The sequence below is a fragment of the Inquilinus limosus MP06 genome, assembly GCF_000767795.1.
GTDB lineage: Bacteria > Pseudomonadota > Alphaproteobacteria > DSM-16000 > Inquilinaceae > Inquilinus > Inquilinus limosus_E.
Window position 1 is genome coordinate 13,891 of the sequence record NZ_JANX01000002.1, and the last position, 17,777, is coordinate 31,667.

Annotated in this window: 18 protein-coding genes; 12 read left to right on the top strand and 6 right to left on the bottom strand. The window is 67.7% G+C overall.

The window, feature by feature from the left end; genetic code table 11:
* Positions 1-30 precede the first annotated feature (30 nt).
* The 5 genes from P409_RS00765 to P409_RS00785 all read left to right on the top strand — a co-directional run bounded on the left by P409_RS00765 (position 31) and on the right by P409_RS00785 (position 4,283).
* Complete coding sequence (locus tag P409_RS00765) at positions 31-819, top strand: ABC transporter permease (protein ID WP_238578562.1); 789 nt, start codon at positions 31-33, stop codon at positions 817-819.
* A gap of 29 nt (positions 820-848) precedes the next feature.
* Positions 849-1,718 carry an NAD(P)-dependent oxidoreductase gene (locus P409_RS00770; RefSeq protein WP_238578563.1) on the top strand — a complete coding sequence of 290 codons (870 nt, stop codon included), beginning with the start codon at positions 849-851 and terminating at the stop codon, positions 1,716-1,718.
* Between the two features lie 30 nt (positions 1,719-1,748).
* Complete coding sequence (locus P409_RS00775; RefSeq protein ID WP_034830782.1) at positions 1,749-2,735, top strand: hydroxyacid dehydrogenase; 987 nt, start codon at positions 1,749-1,751, stop codon at positions 2,733-2,735.
* Between the two features lie 152 nt (positions 2,736-2,887).
* Positions 2,888-3,229 carry a hypothetical protein gene (locus P409_RS00780; protein WP_034830787.1) on the top strand — a complete coding sequence of 114 codons (342 nt, stop codon included), beginning with the start codon at positions 2,888-2,890 and terminating at the stop codon, positions 3,227-3,229.
* A gap of 172 nt (positions 3,230-3,401) precedes the next feature.
* Positions 3,402-4,283, top strand: coding sequence for an XAC2610-related protein (locus tag P409_RS00785; protein ID WP_034830791.1), 882 nt, complete (start codon positions 3,402-3,404; stop codon positions 4,281-4,283).
* Positions 4,284-4,399: 116 nt separating this feature from the next.
* Here P409_RS00785 and P409_RS00790 read toward each other — a convergent pair whose 3' ends face one another.
* From P409_RS00790 to P409_RS35890, 3 genes are read right to left on the bottom strand one after another with little or no spacing between them, the layout of a single operon-like run.
* Complete coding sequence (locus tag P409_RS00790) at positions 4,400-5,050, bottom strand: hypothetical protein (RefSeq protein WP_152613174.1); 651 nt, start codon at positions 5,048-5,050, stop codon at positions 4,400-4,402.
* The gene (locus P409_RS00795; protein WP_034830799.1) at positions 5,043-5,702 is read right to left on the bottom strand and encodes a hypothetical protein; all 660 of its coding nucleotides are present in this window, start codon (positions 5,700-5,702) and stop codon (positions 5,043-5,045) included. The genes P409_RS00790 and P409_RS00795 overlap by 8 nt, the downstream gene beginning before the upstream one ends.
* Before the next feature lie 21 nt (positions 5,703-5,723).
* Positions 5,724-6,221, bottom strand: coding sequence for a hypothetical protein (locus P409_RS35890; RefSeq protein WP_052119861.1), 498 nt, complete (start codon positions 6,219-6,221; stop codon positions 5,724-5,726).
* Between the two features lie 394 nt (positions 6,222-6,615).
* Between P409_RS35890 and P409_RS00805 the strand changes: the two genes are divergently transcribed.
* The 7 genes from P409_RS00805 (at position 6,616) to P409_RS35895 (ending at position 14,700) form a co-directional block, all read left to right on the top strand.
* The gene (locus P409_RS00805; protein WP_034830804.1) at positions 6,616-7,464 is read left to right on the top strand and encodes a hypothetical protein; all 849 of its coding nucleotides are present in this window, start codon (positions 6,616-6,618) and stop codon (positions 7,462-7,464) included.
* On the top strand, positions 7,461-8,438 hold the full coding sequence (locus tag P409_RS00810; RefSeq protein WP_034830809.1) for a hypothetical protein: 978 nt from the start codon (positions 7,461-7,463) through the stop codon (positions 8,436-8,438). The genes P409_RS00805 and P409_RS00810 overlap by 4 nt, the downstream gene beginning before the upstream one ends.
* Positions 8,439-8,675: 237 nt before the next feature.
* A complete protein-coding gene (locus tag P409_RS00815) occupies positions 8,676-10,535 on the top strand; it encodes an iron-containing redox enzyme family protein (RefSeq protein WP_034830812.1) in 1,860 nt (619 codons plus the stop codon).
* Positions 10,532-11,494 (top strand): DUF6999 family protein, encoded by a 963-nt coding sequence (locus P409_RS00820; RefSeq protein ID WP_152613175.1) that lies wholly within the window; start codon positions 10,532-10,534, stop codon positions 11,492-11,494. The genes P409_RS00815 and P409_RS00820 overlap by 4 nt, the downstream gene beginning before the upstream one ends.
* 5 nt (positions 11,495-11,499) lie before the next feature.
* Positions 11,500-12,831: a cytochrome P450 gene (locus P409_RS00825; RefSeq protein WP_034830814.1), complete on the top strand. Its 1,332-nt coding sequence runs from the start codon at positions 11,500-11,502 to the stop codon at positions 12,829-12,831.
* 373 nt (positions 12,832-13,204) lie between these two features.
* The gene (locus P409_RS00830; RefSeq protein ID WP_034830815.1) at positions 13,205-13,996 is read left to right on the top strand and encodes a lysozyme inhibitor LprI family protein; all 792 of its coding nucleotides are present in this window, start codon (positions 13,205-13,207) and stop codon (positions 13,994-13,996) included.
* Positions 13,993-14,700 (top strand): lysozyme inhibitor LprI family protein, encoded by a 708-nt coding sequence (locus P409_RS35895; protein ID WP_152613176.1) that lies wholly within the window; start codon positions 13,993-13,995, stop codon positions 14,698-14,700. The genes P409_RS00830 and P409_RS35895 overlap by 4 nt, the downstream gene beginning before the upstream one ends.
* 51 nt (positions 14,701-14,751) lie before the next feature.
* On the opposite strand, the gene P409_RS00835 is transcribed toward P409_RS35895, so the two are convergent.
* Genes P409_RS00835 through P409_RS35910 form a run of 3 tightly spaced genes read right to left on the bottom strand, consistent with a single transcriptional unit; the run spans position 14,752 to position 17,755 of the window.
* Positions 14,752-15,036 carry a lysozyme inhibitor LprI family protein gene (locus P409_RS00835; RefSeq protein WP_161790316.1) on the bottom strand — a complete coding sequence of 95 codons (285 nt, stop codon included), beginning with the start codon at positions 15,034-15,036 and terminating at the stop codon, positions 14,752-14,754.
* Positions 14,988-16,484: an XAC2610-related protein gene (locus tag P409_RS38610; protein WP_161790317.1), complete on the bottom strand. Its 1,497-nt coding sequence runs from the start codon at positions 16,482-16,484 to the stop codon at positions 14,988-14,990. The genes P409_RS00835 and P409_RS38610 overlap by 49 nt, the downstream gene beginning before the upstream one ends.
* Positions 16,485-16,510: 26 nt before the next feature.
* Entirely contained in the window at positions 16,511-17,755 is a 1,245-nt protein-coding gene (locus P409_RS35910) for a PA3715 family protein (RefSeq protein ID WP_052119866.1), read from the bottom strand.
* Positions 17,756-17,777: the final 22 nt, after the last annotated feature.

Here is a 17,777-nt window from a genome sequence, read left to right on the forward strand (position 1 = left end):
CGGTGGCTCCTCTCGGACCTGCGTGCGACGGTGGCCCTGCTGTATCTCGCCATCTTGGTGGCGGTGTCGCTGCTGTCCGGGATCGTCGCCCCGCACTCGCCGCTGGAGCAGAGCATGGACATCCTGGCCCCGCCCGGCGCCGACCATTGGCTCGGCACCGACGACCTCGGCCGCGATGTGTTCAGCCGCCTGATCACCGGCACGCCGATGAGCCTCTATGCGAGCTTCCTCGCCGTCGGGATCGGGGCCGCCATCGGCCTGCCCATCGGCATCGCTGCCGGCTATCTCGGCGGCTGGGTCGACGTCGTGATCAGCCGCGTCATCGACACCCTGCTGTCCTTCCCCGGCATCGTCCTCGCGATCGCGGTCACGGGCGCGCTGGGCATCGGCCTGACCAACAGCATGATCTCCGTCGGCATCGTCTTCTCCCCCAGCATCGCTCGGCTGATCCGGGTCCAGACCATCATCGTCAAGAGGGAGTTGTTCATCGATGCGGCGCGGACCTTCGGCATGCGGCCGGCCCGCCTGATCCTGCGCCACATCCTTCCGAACGCGATCCAGCCGGTCCTGGTCCAGGTGACGCTTCTGCTGGCGACGGCGCTGCTGGCGGAGGCGAGCCTGAGCTTCCTGGGCCTCGGCGTGCAGCCGCCGCAGCCCAGCTGGGGCCAGATGCTGGCCCGCGCCTACGGCTATATGGAGATCGCGCCGGAGCAGATGTACGCGCCTGGCTTCGCCATCCTGCTCACCGCCCTCGCCTTCAACGCGCTCGGCGAATCCCTGCGCTCGCTTCTCGACCCCACCCGGCGCCGCGGCGACTGAGCGGCAGCCCGGCATTACCGGAGGATATCATGAAGATCGCCTTTCTCGGCCTCGGTGTCATGGGCGGGCCGATGGCGCGCCACCTCGCCGCCAAGGGTCATGAGCTGACCGTCTACAACCGCACGGCGGCCAAGGCCCAGCGCTGGGTCTCGGCCCATGGCGGCCGCGCCGCGCCGACGCCGCGCGAGGCGGCCCTCGGCCAGGACATCGTCATGACCTGTGTCGGCAATGACGACGATCTGCGCGAGGTGACGCTGGGGGCCGAGGGCGCCCTCGCGGGGATGGAACGCGGCGCCGTGCTGGTCGACCACACGACAGCCTCCGCCGACGTGGCCCGCGCCTTGTATGCGGCGGCGGCCGACCGGGGACTGGGCTTCCTCGACGCGCCCGTCTCGGGCGGCCAGACGGGGGCGGAGAACGGCGCGCTCACGGTGATGTGCGGCGGCGACGCCGAGGTGTTCGCGAAGGCCGAGCCCGCCATCCGGGCCTTCGCCCGCTCGGTCCGGCTTCTCGGGCCGGCGGGATCGGGCCAGCTCGCCAAGATGGTGAACCAGATCTGCATCGCCGGCGTGGTGCAGGGCCTCGCCGAAGGCATCCATTTCGGCCAGGCCGCCGGCCTGGATGTCGACGCCGTGCTGGACGTCATCTCCAAGGGTGCGGCCGGGTCGTGGCAGATGGACAACCGCGGCAGGACGATGAACCAGGGCCGGTTCGACTTCGGCTTTGCCGTCGACTGGATGCGCAAGGACCTTGCCATCTGCCTGGCCGAAGCGCGCCGGAACCGGGCGTCGCTGCCGATGACGGCCTGCGTCGACCAGTTCTACGCCGACGTCCAGAAGGCCGGCGGCGGGCGCTGGGACACGTCGAGCCTGATCACGCGGCTGGCCCTGAGCCGCTGACGCCCCGGTACGAACAGCAGGACGACAAGCATGCCCGGACGGCACCGCGTTCTCTCGACCAGCCGGCTGCACCCCGATGCCGAAGACCTGCTGCGGCAGACCTGTGACTACGAGGTCGCGCCGGACGAGCGCCCCGACACGCTGCGGCGGGCGGTGGTCGAGGCGGACGCGCTGATCGTCCGGACCAAGCTGCCGGCCGATATCTTCGATCATGCCCGGCGCCTGAGCGCCTGCGTGCGCCACGGCGTCGGCCTCGACTTCGTGCCGCTGGAGGCCGCGACGCGGGCAGGCATCCCGGTGGCGAACCTGCCTTCCGCCAACACCCAGGCCGTGGTCGAGCATGTCGTGGGTTCGATCATCGTGGTCGCCCGAGGCCTTCATGCTCTGGCGAACGCCTTCGCGGAAACGGGGTGGTCGTCGCGCATCGGGCATTCCGGCATGGAGCTGCAGGGCCGGACGCTCGGAGTCGTCGGGTGCGGCAGGATCGGCCGGGGCGTCGCTCGGGCCATGCAGGCAGCCTTCGGAATGAGGGTGCTGGGCTTCGGGCGCGAGCTCGATCCGGCCGGCGACATCGAGCCCACGCCGCTCGACCGTCTCTTCGCCGCCTCCGATGCCATCACGCTTCATCTTCCGGCGACGCCGGAAACACGGCACATCGTCGATGCGCGACTGCTGGGGTCGATGAAGCCCGGAGCGGTCTTCATCAACGCAAGCCGTGGCGAACTGGTCGACAGCACCGCTCTGGCTGCGGCGCTGCGCGAGGGCCGGATCCGCGGCGCCGCCGTCGATGTCTTCGACCGGGAGCCTCCGCCGGGCGACCATCCGCTGAGGACGGCGCCGAACGCCTTCCTCACCCCGCATGTGGCAGGACTGACGGATGACAGCGCGCGCCGCATGAGCGTCGGCGCAGCCGAGGAAAGCCTGCGCATCCTTCGCGGAGAGCGGCCCCTGTCGCTGGTCAATCCCGAGGTATGGCATGCGTTCCTCCGCCGCAGGCAGCATGAGCGGACGACCTGATCCCGTGCCCCGCGATCGTGACGGCCCGGCGGATGCGCCGGCCGCTGACGTCGGGCTGCCTGCCCGACGCGCGGCGCAGGGGCAGTCGATCCGCCGAGCTCCGCGCCGGGCGGTTCTTCGACGGCATCCGCTGCCGGTGATAGGCTCCGCGCATGGAGATCGACATCGAGAAGACAGGCGCGGCAGTGCCGGGATCGCGTGGCAGTGGGCTGGCGCTGGTCGCGGCCGCGGCGCAACGGCCGGAGCCGATCCCGGTCTATGCCGAGATGAGCAGCGTCAACCCGGTGTTCCTCCTGCCCGCCGCCCTCGACGCCCGGGCCGAGGGAATCGCGGCCGGCTTTGTCGACTCGCTGACGCTCGGCGCCGGCCAGTTCTGCACCAATCCGGGCTTGATCTTCGCGGTTGAAGGCGCCGGTCTCGACCGCTTCCTCGCGGCGGCCGGCGCCGGCGGCGCTCCACCAAAGGCAGCACCTCAGCTCGCGGCATCGTCATAGGGCTACTCCTAGGATTATCCCTATGACCTCCAATCTTCTCCGCGATCAAACAAGCGGCCTTCACCGGGTTGTTACATAGGAGTGCGCCAGCTGCATTGCCGATGTCGGACATCCACGCTGCCCCAAAAGGGCTCTAGTATGATCGCCAAGGTCACCTTCGTGAGCTTGACTTATGCATGCTCGATCGACGTTCCTTGCCGCCTGCGCCTTCGTCGCGTTGCCGCTGTCCTGGTCCGCCGCGGCCCAGGTCGACGCAGCCGAAGGCCACGCGCCGACCACCCTGACCATCCGGGCGGCACCGGGCGTGACCGCGCGCGTCACGGGGATCGGCGGCCCCGAAGTGACCGTCCACCTGCCGCGCGGCGCCACTCAACGGCTCGCCGTCACGGCGGGCGACGAGGAAGGGCGGTACAACGCCGAAACGGCCGACTTCAATTTCGACGGATTTCTAGACGTAGCCTTCGCGGCGACGCTGGGCCAAGTCAATGATCAATACCAGGTCTTCCTCTTCGATCCGGCCGCGCAGCACTTCGTCGAGCTGTCCCCACCCAAGGACGCGCCGCCAGTCAGTTGCGACGGTTTCTGGAATCTCAAGCCCGATCCGAAGACCCGCACCTTGTTCAGTTCCTGCCGCAGCGGCCCCATCTGGTACACGGATGCGTACCGCTTCGACAGTGATGGACACGCCTACGTCTACCGGTCGGCGAACGTGATCATGAACACTGCAGCGCAGGCCCTGCTGGACTCCGCCGATGGCGGCGGGCCGGCCTCGCTTGTCCTGACCTTCAACCCGAAAGGGCGGGTCGTGGCGCGCAGCGTGTCCTCTTACGGCGACGGAAACGAGACCGCGACCGGGAGAGTGGAGGTCGGTCGGCTACCGCTGCATGAGGGGCCGGCCGACCGCCCGACGCGGCGCTATCTCGTCCAGGGTGACGCGTTCGAGGCGCTCGACATCAGCGACGACGAGAAGTGGCTGAAGGTCGCCTATCGCAGCCCCGCAAGGGGCCGGATCGAGGGATGGATCAAGGTCGACGACGCGACGCCGCCACAGTGACGCCATCGAACTTCCAGCCGGTAATTCATCGCCTTCGCCGGATTCTCCTGATGTTCGGAGCCGCCGACATTATCACACTCCCAGCCCCGGCCAGGAGCAGTTCCCGGCATCGCCCCTCAAACGCTATAGACGCGAGGCGTAGGCTTCTCCGGAGAGCCGATTGACAGGGTCCCATAGACCCGCGAGAGCAAGCGCTGCCGCCGTGATGGCCAGCCTAGCCGGACGCGCCATCGCTGCCATATCAGCACAGCCGAAATTGCGGCGAACAGCCCCAGCATGCACAAGCCGGCAAACGACACAGCATCGTCATACTCGCCCACGGCCCACAACGAGACGGCGATGCCTCCCCACGAGACCAGAAACACGAATGCGAGAAACCTCATGGCTCTCGTCTGCCGGCGCAGTGACATGCCCGGCAAGGAATACTCGGCTTCATGGCCGAACCCGTAGCCGGCGAGGAACTTCGCTTGGCTGACGTAGGCGCAGTCGTCCTCGAGGTTGCGCAGGGCATAGACCAGGGGCTCCCGCCGTTCGGACCTGTCTTCGAAGAGCTGCACCGCCAGTTCCACCCGGTCACCCTCGGCGAGGAACGGCGTGACGTCTCCGAAATCCGCGACGGCATGGAAGGCCAGCATATACCCACCGAGCTCGAACCGGTAGGCCCGGAACGTGCTGCGCCCCTCCTGTGCCCCCCTCCGAAGCGATTCCATCCGCAGGTTCCGCAACGTGCCGCGTAGACGATGCACAGCCGGAAGGTCGTCAGCCATGCGAAGCCCCGCGGGGTGCCCGGCCCCAATGCTCCTGCAGCAGCCGCTTCGATTGCTCCAGCACCGGCCGCTGCCGGAACCCGCGACAGAGATTCATGATGCTGAATGTCGAAGCGGCCAGAGAAAGGAGCAATGCCGAGGCCGAGACCAACAAGGGCAGGAGCATCCAGGAACCGCTGGCGAAGAGACAGCGGATGCTGACAGCCAGAGCCAGGCCGGACAGGATAGCCGCCGGCCCCCATCGCCGGAGCGAGCGCCAATCCCGCCCGCTTTGATCATAGGCTTTGGGTATGACGCTTCGGGCGTCTCTGGCCAGAAGCCAGCACAGATTGCCCCAACCGTCGTCTTCATCGCCCGCGATGCAGGCGGTGGCCAGCGTCCCGCGAGACGCCAGGGACCGAAGGGTTGCCGGTGCCGAATCTAGCCCGTCGAGTGGAACCTGGACCAGGACGTCGCCAAGCCGGAAGCGGGCAGATTGGTCGGATGTGGGAATCGCGACCCGGACGTGGCTCACCTCCCCATCGATTACCCGAAGCCGAGCCGAACTGCCCAGGCGGAGGCGGACCGTCTCAGCGGCAAGCACTGTCGCGGCGGGCAACGCATCGGGCGAGCCGTTCCTGTCGGCATCTTCACCAGTCGGGGCGAGGGTCATCTTGTGGCGTCACCGGTCGGATCATAGGGTTCGAGGCATACGGGTGAGCTGCCGTCCTGCCTTATCATGGGCGCAGGGCGGGGGCGGCGGCTGCATCCCGTCGATCAGCCTGATGACGGGCAGGCCAATATATACCACCGCCATTCCCGCCATCGCGAGCAGCCGCAGCGCCATCAGCAACGCCCGCATCTGTCGGCTGGAAAGCCTCGGCACAGTGATCCGCCACTGCAGGATCACCCCAAGCGTGAGAAGAGTGCCGCCGAGCATCACCGCGAGGCCGATCTCCGATTTCCGAGGGCTGAAGATTAGATAGCCGCCGGGGTCGTGCGGATAATGCCACAGGGCGTGTGCGCCGATCGCGACCGGCAGGCCTCCGGCCGCGATCCATGCCAAGCGGAAGCCGGGCAGCCGCAGCAGTACTGACAGCGCGACGCCCACCATCGCGACGGTCCAGCCCGTGAAATCCTCCGCGAAGCTCATCGCGCCGCCGAACACCGCACCGCCGACATCGACCGGCATCAACAGCCGGTCCGTGAAACGGCTGTCTGCACGACGTTTCCAGTGACGATGAGGAATCTCGTCGCCACATAGAGCGATCGCCAGAGCATGTCGAAGCGCCTCGGCACGGCCGAGGCCGGCATCTCAGCATCGTCTCCTTACCTTGGCCGGCAGGACATATGGCACTGACGCAGCTACCATCCAGGATAGGGAGTGGGAACGGCCAAGTGGGCTCCTGGGATCCATAGCACCAAAAACGGGACGGACAGGCACTTGGCCGTCCGAGCCAAGCCGGCGAATCCGAATTAAAGATGGCTCGCCATGCTGACATATGCCTGCAGAAGCCGGGGAGCGCCGTGACAACGCGACTCGCTCCCTTCGACAGTCCCGATGGGAAACATCATCCGAGCCCTTCATGAAGCGGTCCGTTGGTCTCCTGGCTGCCTCATACTACGTCGCGGTCTTCGCCTACTCCCTCTATGGCTGGTACAGCTACACAGGGCTGTTCCGGCTGTTCGCCGAATGGCAGATGGAGCGGTTCGGCGCCTACGACGTGAAGCTGACCGTCCTCCTGCCTCTTCTGGCGCTGGGCCTTGTGGGCCTGGCGATGTTCCGCCTGCTCGGAAGAGGACGGACGGCTCCCACGAAGCCGATGGTCGCACGGGTCGACGCGTCCCCGCGGATCGTCGCGCTGCTTGGTCTCGGCCTTTCGGTGATTGCCGCCGGCTCCGCCTGGTACGGCTATCGCAATTCTGGGCAGGGGGCGCCTGCCGAGCCGGTCGACCTGTCGGCAGGCCGGACGCCGGCATCGTCCCGCGCCGTGCTGACCGCGATCGCACGTACCGACTACATGCTGGCGATCGAGATCAAGACGAGCACCCGCTCATCGATCGATCGCTACATCCCACTCACCTCGTCGGACTGGCAGCCGGGGCAGCCGCTCGTCTACTTCCTCAAGACCAACCAGGACGTCTACATCGCGCCCGCGGGTGTGCAGGTCGATGGCAGCGGAATGCATGACCTGTCGCCGAAGACGCCACCCTTCGAAATGACGACGGATCCCGGCCTGCTGGTCGCCGATGATCTTCCCGGCCCGGTCGCCGAGACCTACCGGAAGGCGAATGTCGCCCTCGCCGACAAAATCTATGTGCTGGAATACGGCGCCGACGACAATGAGGTGTTCTACGCCGTGGCGCTCGGCAGCGGCATTTTCGCCATTGGTTTCCTCGCCGCGGCTGGTGGCAGTGCCCTGAGGAAGGCATGAACCGGCGGGCACTCCTTCTGGCCGCAAGCGCCGCGACCGCCTTCGCCGCAGCCTCGGCACGCGCCGAAACCGCCGTCGAGATCCCGGCCTGGTCCCCGGTGATCGGCCAGCGCATCGCGTACCAAATCCAAATGTCCTCCGGTGTCGGCGAAACTGCGGCCGCGAACCTGCCGCCTGCGGAGTTCGGCGACTACATCGAGCACGCCACGGTCCTGGCGCACACCGACACGGGCTACACTATCCTCTGGGAGCTCAGTTCCGAGATTTCACCAGGCGCAGATCCCTTCAACGCCGCATTAGGGATAGATAAATACTATGGCATAAACAAAAATCACAAAGACGCCTTGTCATATTTCGGCATTGATCAAATCGAAATCAAGACAGATCTCGCAGGCGTTCCCGAAATGATGGCCCTCACCCCCGATGAGAGCTATGTCAGTGGAGAAAACCGCTTCGACTCTATGGCCCTGCAACAGCAACAGCTTCGGAAGAGCGGGCGCAATCCGCTCGAAAGCATCGTGCCGCAGGCGTTCCTCCTGGGCCACATGCAGGCCCGCGTCGCCGGGCCGAGAATCGTCGGCTCCCATTGGAGCAGCGACACCACCACGACGGTCGGCGGATCCAAGGTCCCAGTCCAGATCGACTGGGCGCTGAAGGGCATCGACGAAAGGGCGCAAACCGCCAAGATCGTCTGGTCGGGCCAAGCGGATCCGGCGGCGCTGGCCGCAGCCTGGGAGGCCGGCCGGTCTGCCCGCGCCATTCAGCAGGCCATCCTCGACGGCCTCGTGAGGGACATGGGTGCCGAACCGGCCGATCCCTTCCCGGAAAAGGGCAGGCCCGCCGCATCCTTCTCGGGCTCGGCCTCTGTGTCGCTGCGCGACGGCTCCGCCATCACCGTCCGGGAGACCGTCATCAGCGACGATGGCCGGATGCGAAGAGCGACGACGACGGTCGTGACCAGGCTGGACCCCTGAGCCTCAGCAGAACGCCGGAGCAGAATTCACATGCTCCGCGGTTTCTTTGAACCGGCATTCACGATGTGAACATGTCTCGCATTGTGCCCTCATCGGGGCGACTCATCGTCCACGGCCCTCCTGTCGGCGCTTTCCGGCCGCAAAGCCGCTGTCCGATCGGCGACGAGCCGGGCTCCGACACCGAACCGGAGTCCGCTCCCCGACCCGTCTCCATCGGCTGAATTGGATCCACCCCTCATGACCTTCCTCACCGGTTTTGGCCGTTTCCTCCCGGGAGAGCCCGTCCACAACGACGAGCTGGAGGACCTGCTCGGCCCGCTGTCGCCGCGCCAGCGCCGGGTGCAGGAGGAGGCGCTGGCCCATAACGGCATTCGCAGCCGGCACTACTCGCTCGACCGCAGCGGCGCCTTCCGCGTCGACAATGCCGGCATGGCGGCCGAGGCGGCCCGCGCGGCGCTGGAGAATGCGGAACTGCCGCCGGGCGACCTGGCCTTCCTGGCCGCAGGCACCTCGGGCGGCGACGTGCTGGCGCCCGGCTTCGCCAGCATGGTGCATGGCCGGCTGGGCTTGCCGCCGCTAGGCCTCGCCAGCCTGCAGTCCTTCTGCGCGAGCGGCATGATGGCGCTGCAGGCCGGCCATCACGCCATCGCCGCCGACGGACGGCCCAACGCGCTGGTGGTGGCCTCGGAATTCGCCAGTCGCTTCTTCCGCGCCGGCTTCTTCGAGGCCGGGCGTTTCGACCTCGACGCCGAGTTCCTGCGCTGGATGCTGTCCGACGGCGCCGGCGCGGTGCTGCTGGAGGATCGGCCGGCCCGCCGCGGCCGCAGCCTGCGGCTCGACTGGGTCGACATCGTCTCCCATGCCGGCCACCACGACACCTGCATGGTCGGCGGCGCCCGGCCGTCGCGCGAGGCCGAGGACGGGCTGGCCGCCTGGGGCACCTATCCGACGCTGCAGCAGGCGGTTGACGATGGCGCGTTCCGGCTGCGCCAGGACCTCAAGCAGCTCGATGCCATCGTGCCGATGTGCATCGCGCGGTATTTCGAACTGACCGAGGCCGGCCGGATCGACCCGGACCGCATCGACCACGCCCTGTGCCACATCTCCTCCGCCGCCTTCCGCAGCAAGATGCTGGCGGGGCTGGAGGCCGCGGGCCGGCCGCTGGACCCGGCGAAACTGTTCTCCAACCTCGCCACCTGCGGCAACACAGGCGCCGCCTCGATCTACATCATGCTGGAGGAACTGGTGCGGACGCGGGAGCTGTTTCCCGGCCAGCGCATCGTGTTGATGGTGCCGGAAAGCGGCCGCTTCATCGCCGCCTACGCCCATCTCACCGTGGTCGGCCCGGACGGCGAGGCGGGCAAGGTTCCGGCGCGGCCCATCCGGACCACGCCGCCCAAGGACGCGCCGCCCGAAGCCCCGGCGGCGGGATCCGACGCCATCCGCCGGCTGCAGCAGCGCCTGACCGCGGTTTGGGCCGCCTTCGAATCAGACCTCGAGACGGTGCCGGTGGTGGCCCGGCTGCAGCACGGCCGGCTGACCTTCGACGACTACCGCGAGTTCCTGTTCGACCTGCGCCAACAGGTGGTGGAGGGTGCACGCTGGATCGCCCGCGCCGCCTCCTCGATCGGGCCCGAACTGGTGGCAGTGCGACCGCTGTTCATCGGCCATTCGCGGGCGGAGCAGAATGACTTCCGGCTGCTTGAGGAGGATTATGTCGCGCTGGGCGGGTCGCTCGACCACATTCGCCGCGGCCGCAAGAACATCGGGTCCGAGGCGCTGTCGGCCTGGATGTTCCAGAAGGCCAGCGAGCCAAACCCGATCGACCTCCTGGGCGCGATGGTGATCATCGAGGGATTGGGCGAGCGCATCGCCGGCCGCTGGGGCGCCGCGATCCAGGACCAGCTGCGCCTGCGCGACGACCAGGTGCGGTTCCTGCGCCATCATGCGGCGGAGGACGAGGACCACATCGCCAAGCTGTGGTCGCTGCTGGAGCAGCTGGACCTGACCGAGGCTCGGATCGACGGCATCGTCGCCTGCGCCAAGGTCACCGCTCGGCTGTACCGGCTTCAGTTGGAGGAGCTGGGCAACCGATGAGCGTGCAGCCGACTGAAGGGCTCGCCCCTCCCGGCGCCGAGGCGACAGTCTGGCCCGCGGATTTCGATCCGGCCCGGTCGCCGCCGGACGACCCGGATCCCTGGACCGCGCTCTACGTCGACCAGGGGCTGTGGATCGATCCCGAGGCGAAGGCGGCCCTGGTCCGCAACATGCGCTCGTGGTCGCGCCGAGCGGTACTGCCGATCCTGCGCCCCGTCGCTCGCACTTTCGTCGTAGTCAACACCCTGATCCGGCTAGCCCTTCCCAGCACGCTGGCGCGACCGGTGCTGCTGCATCGAATCCTGGTCTGGGGCCTGCGCAACTTCGTGCGCCGCGACGCCAACTTCCTGGTCCTGCGCCACTTCCATCTAGGGTCGGAGATACTGGCCTTCATCGCTGCCAACGTGCCCGGCTTCAAGCCCACGACCAGGCCGCTACGCCCGTCCAATGTCGGCCAGTTGATGCCGGACGTGTTCCTGCGCCACGACATCAACATCTACAGGTTCATCCTCGAGCTGAACGCCTATCTCGCCGCCACCGGGCGCGAGCTGACGCCGCCCGAGCGGCTCGACCTGTCGTCGATCACGGATGGGCCGATGCCAATCGATGCCGCACTGGACGGCACCGACAATGGCATCGACGTGCACAGCGCGGTCGAGGCCTATACGCCGATCTATCAGCTGCTGCTCAGCGACCGCGACTTCTGGCGCGCCAGCAACTCGCTGCAGTTGGACGAGATCATAGGCGTCTATGTCGCCCGCATCCTCGGCAACCCTTACAACCTGGCCTTCATGCTGAACCGTCATCCCTTGATCCCGCAATCCACCCTGAAGGCGGGCTTCCGGCTGATGCTGCACGGACTGGTGACCGAGCAACTGCATGGCTATCTACGCCAGCTCAAGCGCGCCCAGGCGACCGGGGCGGCGATCGCGGGCACCCGCACTACGATGGATGGCTGACCGGCATGGCATCGACCGTGCGGAAGGGCCTGTTCGCCTCGCTCGCCCACGCCGTCGCCGCACGGCGCAACGGCCTTTGCGGCATCCCGGATGAAGCCTACGCCGCGGCCTGGACCGAGCAGGCGGTGCTGGGCTGGCGCTTCCTGCTGGCCAACGATCCCGAGGCGATCCGCGCCATCCTGACCGCGGACGAGGAGGCGACTGGAAAGGCCCGCTGGGTGCAACGGACGATCGGCCCGGCGCTGGGTGACGGACTGCTGTCGACCGAGGGTGAGGATTGGCGCCGCAGCCGGGTGGTGGTCCAGCCGATGTTCCATCCCACGCGCATCACCGCACGGCACGGCGTGATCGTTCAGGCGGCCGAGGATCTCGGCGCGCACTGGCGGGCGGCTGTCGCCGGCGGGGTGCGCGATGTCACGCCCGATCTCAGCCGGGCGACCCGCGAGATCCTGCTGGGGCTGTTCTTCGACCCGGATTTCTCCGGCATTCTCGCCCGGCTGGGCGACCTGATCCCGATCCTGCAGGAAACGGCAGGGCGGGCGCGGTTCAAGACGCTGCTGGGGCTGCCGCGCTGGTGGCCGGACCGGTTAGGCCCCGAGTTCAGGCGCGCGCGTCTCGCGCTGCAGGCGGCGCTGGACGAGGCCCTCGCCTGCCGACGCGCCGATCCGGTCCAGCATGACGACCTGCCCGGCCGGCTGCTCGCCGCCGGGCTTGACGATGCCCGCATCCGGGCAGAGATCACGACCTTGTTCTTCGCCGGCTACGAGACGACGGCGAACGGCATGGCCTGGGCGGTGTGGGAATTGGCGCACCACCCTGATCTCGCCGATGCCATCCGCGACGAACTCCTGGCCGTGACCGGCGGCGCCCTGCCCATTCCCGATCAGCTTTCCGCCCTCGACCTTACCAACCGCATGATCCATGAGGTGCTGCGTCTCTATCCACCCGGGTGGATCGTGGGCCGTAGGGCGCGGCGGCCGCTGGAGGTTCCCGGCAGCGACGGGCGTCGGCGGATCCGCCGCGGCACGACCATCAATATCGCCGCGTGGGTCACCCATCGCAGTCCGCGTCACTGGCCGGACCCGGAGCGGTTCGATCCAGAGCGATTTCTCGAGGCCACTGCCGCGCAGCGGCCACGCGGCGTCTATCTCCCTTTCGGTCACGGGCCGCGGGCCTGTCCCGGCCGGGGCCTCGCCCTAGCGGAAATGTCGGTGCTGGTCGCGCTGATCGCCAGAGACTTCCGTATCGAGCCCGCCGGCCTACCGCCGAAGCCGCTCGGCCGGGTAACGCTGCGCCCGGGAGGGCCGGTGACGATCCGCATCACTCCGCGCAGCTAACACAACCCGCATCTCCGCGTCGCATGAACGGAAACCACAGCACTCAGGACACCGAAGCTGCCATGAATCCCCTGCTCGCGAAACTCAGGACGAACGTCACCCGCCGCCGTGCCGGCGGCCGCGGTCATCCTAGTCATGTCGTCCTACTTCATGGTCAACCAGAACGAGATCGGCGCGGTGCCGCGCTTTCGGCCGCCCGGTCGGCGACCAGCCGGTGCAGCCGGGCCCGCACTCCAAACTGCCCGTTGTAGTGCTGCCGCCGGACGCGCTGGAGCCGTCGCCGCCCAGCCGTGGGAATAGGATGGAGCCGTTGGGAACGGCGCGGCGGCACGAACCGGCGAGCACCCCACGGATCCGAGGAATGGATACGGGCATGAAGATTTGGATCGCTCTCGCCGCCGGATGGCTCGCCGTGGTCGGCTGCGCCACCGCCACCGCCGCGGGCAAGACGGCGTCGCTCGATACGCAGGTAGTCGCCGTCAACGCCGATGCGGCAAACACCGTGACACTGGTGCTGATGGTAACCGGGGAAGGGCTCGCCCCCTATGATCTCCCGGAGGATCTGGGCGGCGCGCCGGACGGTTGCGACGGAACCGGCTACAATCCGATCGGCGGCCGGTTCACCGGGGGCTGCTACAAAATCGCCGCCACCGAGAATTTCCAGCCCGTCTCCGACCTGTCCTACCGGGTGCTGTTCAAGCACGGCACCACCGGCTTCGTGCAGTTGCGCTATCGCAGCCCGATCGACCCCCGCTACGCAAGGGAGTTCAGGATCGACATCGGCTTCAAGCTCGGCAACGGCGTCGTGGAAAACCGGCACTCCGAGATCTTGACAGCGCTGCTGGCGTTTCCACCGGATGCCTTCCCCGATCCGGCGAACCCCTGGGCGCCGATCTATGCTTTCGAGGACCGGCGCCTGAACGCGCTGTACCACACCCTCGCCGCCGCCCCGCAGATCATCGACGGCGCCCCGGCGCTGCACGCGCTGCTCGGCAAGGCGGAGCGGGACTGGGTGGCATTCAAGGAGGCCGACTGCTCCGCCGTTCTGGTGCCGGATCCCGCCCAAGCAGACCGCTGTCGTGTCCTGCGCACGGTCAACCGGATCGACCAGTTGGATGCACTGCGCCGGAGCCAGACCGGCACGCCAAGGACGATATCCCCATGAGCCGGACCAAGATCGCGGGATGGGTTTTGACGCTGGTCCTCTCTGTCCTCGCGCCAGCCCATCCGGTCCGTGCGGAGCAGCTTCTCAGGATGGAGATCCTGGCCGCTGACATCGCCGCGTCCCGGGCCACGCTGCTGCTCCGCCTGACCGGCAAGGACGGCTTCCAACTGCTGCCGGAAGGCGAATGCGACAGTAGCCTGCCCGATATCGGCGAGACAGCAACCAATTGCTACAAGCTCGATATCGTCGAGAACGGTGCGCCGATCGGACGCTATTCATACCGGATCTTGGACACTCGTGGCTCGACCAGCTTCCTGCTGGTCACCTATTCCTCGATGGCGGCCGACGACCGGCGTCTCAGCCTGACCATCGACTGGGACGGTTATTACAACGAGGATCCGCATGCCGTGCATGTGCTGTTCGACTATGACAACGGCATGCTGGATCCAGAGGATCCGTTCAACGTCATCCGCCGCCTGTACGAGCGCCAAGCAAACGCTCTGGCAAAGGTGATGGCCGAGTCCGCGTCATCCGGACGGGAAGGCCGCGCCGTTGCCGCTGCGCAGAAGGCGTGGGCGCAGTTCGCCGAAAGCGACTGCGTCCTGGCCGAACGCCTGTCGGGCGCGGCGGCGCGCAACCGCTGCCTCGCCGACCGCGCGATGGAGCGGATCGACCAGTTGAACGACAAGTTCGGACCGGACTGAGACACCCGGAAGAATTCCCGTCGCGGCACGTCCCTGTCCGCCCTGATCCGCTCAGTCCGGCCCCAGATAGGCCCGCAGGGTCATCACCCGCCGTCGGATCGTCTCGACATTGTCGGAAGCCAGCGTGACGCCGGCGAGCGTGCCGTATTTGCCGTTGCCGGCGACGAATTCCTGGCGCTGGAAGGCCATGTCCGCGTCGCGGAACACCAGCCATTGCCGCTGCGCAGCACGCAGCTTGTCGCGCGATGCCTGATCGAGCGACCGCATCAGCTGGTCATACGTCCGGTTCAATTCGCGATCCCAGGCCTCGTAGGCAATACCCAGGCATTCGACCATGCCGGCCGTGCTCTGCCCCCGATCGGCGGCGAGGCAGGCCCGCAGTGCCTTGTCGATCGGGTCCGCCGTATCCTCCGACTGAGCTGGGACACCTTGCAGCGAGAGCACGGCCAGCAAGGCGACGGCGAGTGGGAGCCGGACAAAGCGCATGATCGGTTTCCATCGTGGCCGTCGGGATCATCGGGCAACGTCTCCGCGGCGGTTTCGGGCGGCCTACTGTCCGGACGGCGGCGCATTCGGATCCGCGTCGAGACAATCGCCGTCGCCGCGCAACACCGTCCGCTCGATCCGGCCGTCATCGAAGAACGGGATGTCCGGGCACCATCGCTCGCCCTGCGCCGTGTCGACCTTGGCCCAGCGCGATTCCTCCGAGCGCAGCAGGGCGCCGGTGGCGGAATAGACGTCGACCCGGAGGCGCCCGTCGATCGCCCCCCCCCCGCAGGAACCTCGCAATCGCCGCAGTTCAGATCCAGCGTCAGCCGGCCCTTGGCCTCGACCGGGACGGGGGCATATCCGATCCGCCCCTTGTCGTAGGCCGGCATGACGTAGCAGTAGCTGATCTCCCCCTTCCGGCGTACCGCCGTGAAATAGCTCTCGCCGCTGTCGATCTGCGCCACCTCGCCATCCTTCCAGGCGAAGATGTCCACGCCGTGGTCGGCCGCGCCGTTTCGCCAATAGCTGACGATGCGCTTCTCAGCCGGCAGGAACTCGGCCGAGGCGATGTCCTGCAGCGATTGCGGGGCGTCCACCATCCGGTGCCCGGCCGGGTCGTAGAGCCAATATTGCGATGGGATATTGGGGCCGGCCGGCATGGAGAGATCGATGCGGAGGTCGGGCCAGCCGTCGAAATTCGCGTCCAAGATTTCCGGGAGGAAAAGACGGCAGGCCCCAGATGAATCCGTGTCCAGCGTCTGCTCGCTGCCATCCGGGCCGCGCAGCAGGATTGTGGTGACCCTGGCATCCACGCCGCACGCGTCGGTGCCGGGCGGGTCAGAGGCCCGGATCCGGATGTCGAACGGGAAGTCGTGGACGGTGTCGGAGCGCAGCGAAATCGGCAGCCGGCGCGACCCGTCCGAGGACCGCCATTCACCGGTGAGCGGCCCCATGCCGCCATGCAGCCGCCAACGGCCGGTCACCGGGCCGGTGCCGCCCAAGGCCCGCTCCTCCAGCAGCATCCCGCCGTCCTCGGTCTCGCCGGACAACGATATGCCTCCGGCCTTGCAGTCGCCGTAGCAGTAGCTGCCGGAGAGCTTATCCCCCTCGCGCCAGAGCGACATGGTGATCCGATGCGTGCCGATGCTGCCCTGAAGGCCGCGCAACCAGGCCGGGAACTCCAGCATGCCCGCCGCATCAGACGTATCTGCCGGCTGCGCCCGCAGCGGACCTGCGGCCAGCGGGGCGAGGAGCAGGCAGACGACGAATGGGTGTGGATGGCGCATGGCGTTCATTCGGGCTGAAGTCCTGGCCAAGCTCGTCAATCGAAACCGAGCCAATCCCACATTGCGGTGCCCCTGCCGCTGAACTGCAGGGTCTTCGGCACGTCGTATCTCGATCCGTCAAACACCAATGAAGCCTTCTCCCCGTTCCGCGACGTCTCTTCGATGGCATCGCAGAGGTCGGGACGGTCATCCTCCGGGACCGTCCGTTCGTCCGTCTGCGTTTCGTCCAGCAGGAGATCCGCAAGGCCGTTGTGGCGCGACGGGCCGATCGTCAGCCTCCGTTCGATCCTCTGGCCGATATGGCCGCAGGGCATCTGTCTGCCGGTGTTAGCCGCGCTCGTGACGAGCCCCTCAAGCACCGGCGCCAACCCATCGCGATCCAGCCCGTAGAGGCTCAGATCCGTCACGGAGAATCCGTCCCAATCGCCCGTGCCGGCATGGTGAGCGCGGATCGCGAAAGCCGGCACCTCCGGCGCGAGCGGCCACGGCTCCGGGTCGATCTCGAACGAATCCATGCGGTTCCCGGTCCCGACGGAGCCCGGGGCAAAGGCATGTGCGACAACATCGCCGCTTCTGCTGTCGGCCACCACCAGATCGAGATCGAACGACGGCGAGGCGCCGGACGCCGCATCCTCGAGGATCAGCAGGATAATGGCCTTGTCCGGCCGGCCCGGCCACGATCCGCACTTGGTCTGGTCTCCCACCAGCGTCTTGTCCGGGTGAAGAGAGGCGGCCAGCCGGGACGGCAGCGTGTCGCAAAGTGCAGCGGCCTCAGCGGAGGCGTCAGCCGCCGGCTTTCCCCGGATCGGCCGGCTTGCCAGGAGCGTGAACTGGTGGCCGTCGAAGACGTAGAACCGGGCGGTGGGTCTATCGCCGGGTTCGTCCCTTGCGCCCGACAGCACGATCAGGCGGCTGTCGGAGCGGAATTCGATCGGGTGGAATCCGCTGTCGGCGGCCCCCCAGCAGCAGATCGAGCCGGGCAGCCAGGCGACCTCGCCGGTGTTGCTGTTGATCGCGGCACCCATCAGGCATTCCGCGCCGCACCCCCAGGCGGTCAGCACGAAATCGCCCGCGAAATTCGCCGGCTGGCGGGCGCCGTCCCGCAGCCGGGTGCGGAACATCCGTTCGGTCGGCGAGGCCAGCACGACCGGGGCGTTCGGGCCACGATGGGTGGCAGCCGCGGGATAGTCGCGGAACTGCGGCACATCGGCCGCGAGCGCCGCGGCGGGGCCGCGGCCGGCGAACAGGGCCAAGGCGCAGAGAAGCAGCACCATCCGCATCAAGGTCGCTCCCGGGATCCTC

Bases quoted from the DNA above. Each gene is read 5' to 3' on its own strand.
- P409_RS00770 (WP_238578563.1), top strand. From the start codon at position 849: ATGAAGATCGCCTTTCTCGGCCTCGGTGTCATGGGCGGGCCGATGGCG.
- P409_RS00775 (WP_034830782.1), top strand. From the start codon at position 1,749: ATGCCCGGACGGCACCGCGTTCTCTCGACCAGCCGGCTGCACCCCGAT.
- P409_RS00780 (WP_034830787.1), top strand. From the start codon at position 2,888: ATGGAGATCGACATCGAGAAGACAGGCGCGGCAGTGCCGGGATCGCGT.
- P409_RS00785 (WP_034830791.1), top strand. From the start codon at position 3,402: ATGCATGCTCGATCGACGTTCCTTGCCGCCTGCGCCTTCGTCGCGTTG.
- P409_RS00790 (WP_152613174.1), bottom strand. From the start codon at position 5,050: ATGGCTGACGACCTTCCGGCTGTGCATCGTCTACGCGGCACGTTGCGG.
- P409_RS00795 (WP_034830799.1), bottom strand. From the start codon at position 5,702: ATGACCCTCGCCCCGACTGGTGAAGATGCCGACAGGAACGGCTCGCCC.
- P409_RS35890 (WP_052119861.1), bottom strand. From the start codon at position 6,221: ATGCCGGTCGATGTCGGCGGTGCGGTGTTCGGCGGCGCGATGAGCTTC.
- P409_RS00805 (WP_034830804.1), top strand. From the start codon at position 6,616: ATGAAGCGGTCCGTTGGTCTCCTGGCTGCCTCATACTACGTCGCGGTC.
- P409_RS00810 (WP_034830809.1), top strand. From the start codon at position 7,461: ATGAACCGGCGGGCACTCCTTCTGGCCGCAAGCGCCGCGACCGCCTTC.
- P409_RS00815 (WP_034830812.1), top strand. From the start codon at position 8,676: ATGACCTTCCTCACCGGTTTTGGCCGTTTCCTCCCGGGAGAGCCCGTC.
- P409_RS00820 (WP_152613175.1), top strand. From the start codon at position 10,532: ATGAGCGTGCAGCCGACTGAAGGGCTCGCCCCTCCCGGCGCCGAGGCG.
- P409_RS00825 (WP_034830814.1), top strand. From the start codon at position 11,500: ATGGCATCGACCGTGCGGAAGGGCCTGTTCGCCTCGCTCGCCCACGCC.
- P409_RS00830 (WP_034830815.1), top strand. From the start codon at position 13,205: ATGAAGATTTGGATCGCTCTCGCCGCCGGATGGCTCGCCGTGGTCGGC.
- P409_RS35895 (WP_152613176.1), top strand. From the start codon at position 13,993: ATGAGCCGGACCAAGATCGCGGGATGGGTTTTGACGCTGGTCCTCTCT.
- P409_RS00835 (WP_161790316.1), bottom strand. From the start codon at position 15,036: ATGGTCGAATGCCTGGGTATTGCCTACGAGGCCTGGGATCGCGAATTG.
- P409_RS38610 (WP_161790317.1), bottom strand. From the start codon at position 16,484: ATGAACGCCATGCGCCATCCACACCCATTCGTCGTCTGCCTGCTCCTC.
- P409_RS35910 (WP_052119866.1), bottom strand. From the start codon at position 17,755: ATGCGGATGGTGCTGCTTCTCTGCGCCTTGGCCCTGTTCGCCGGCCGC.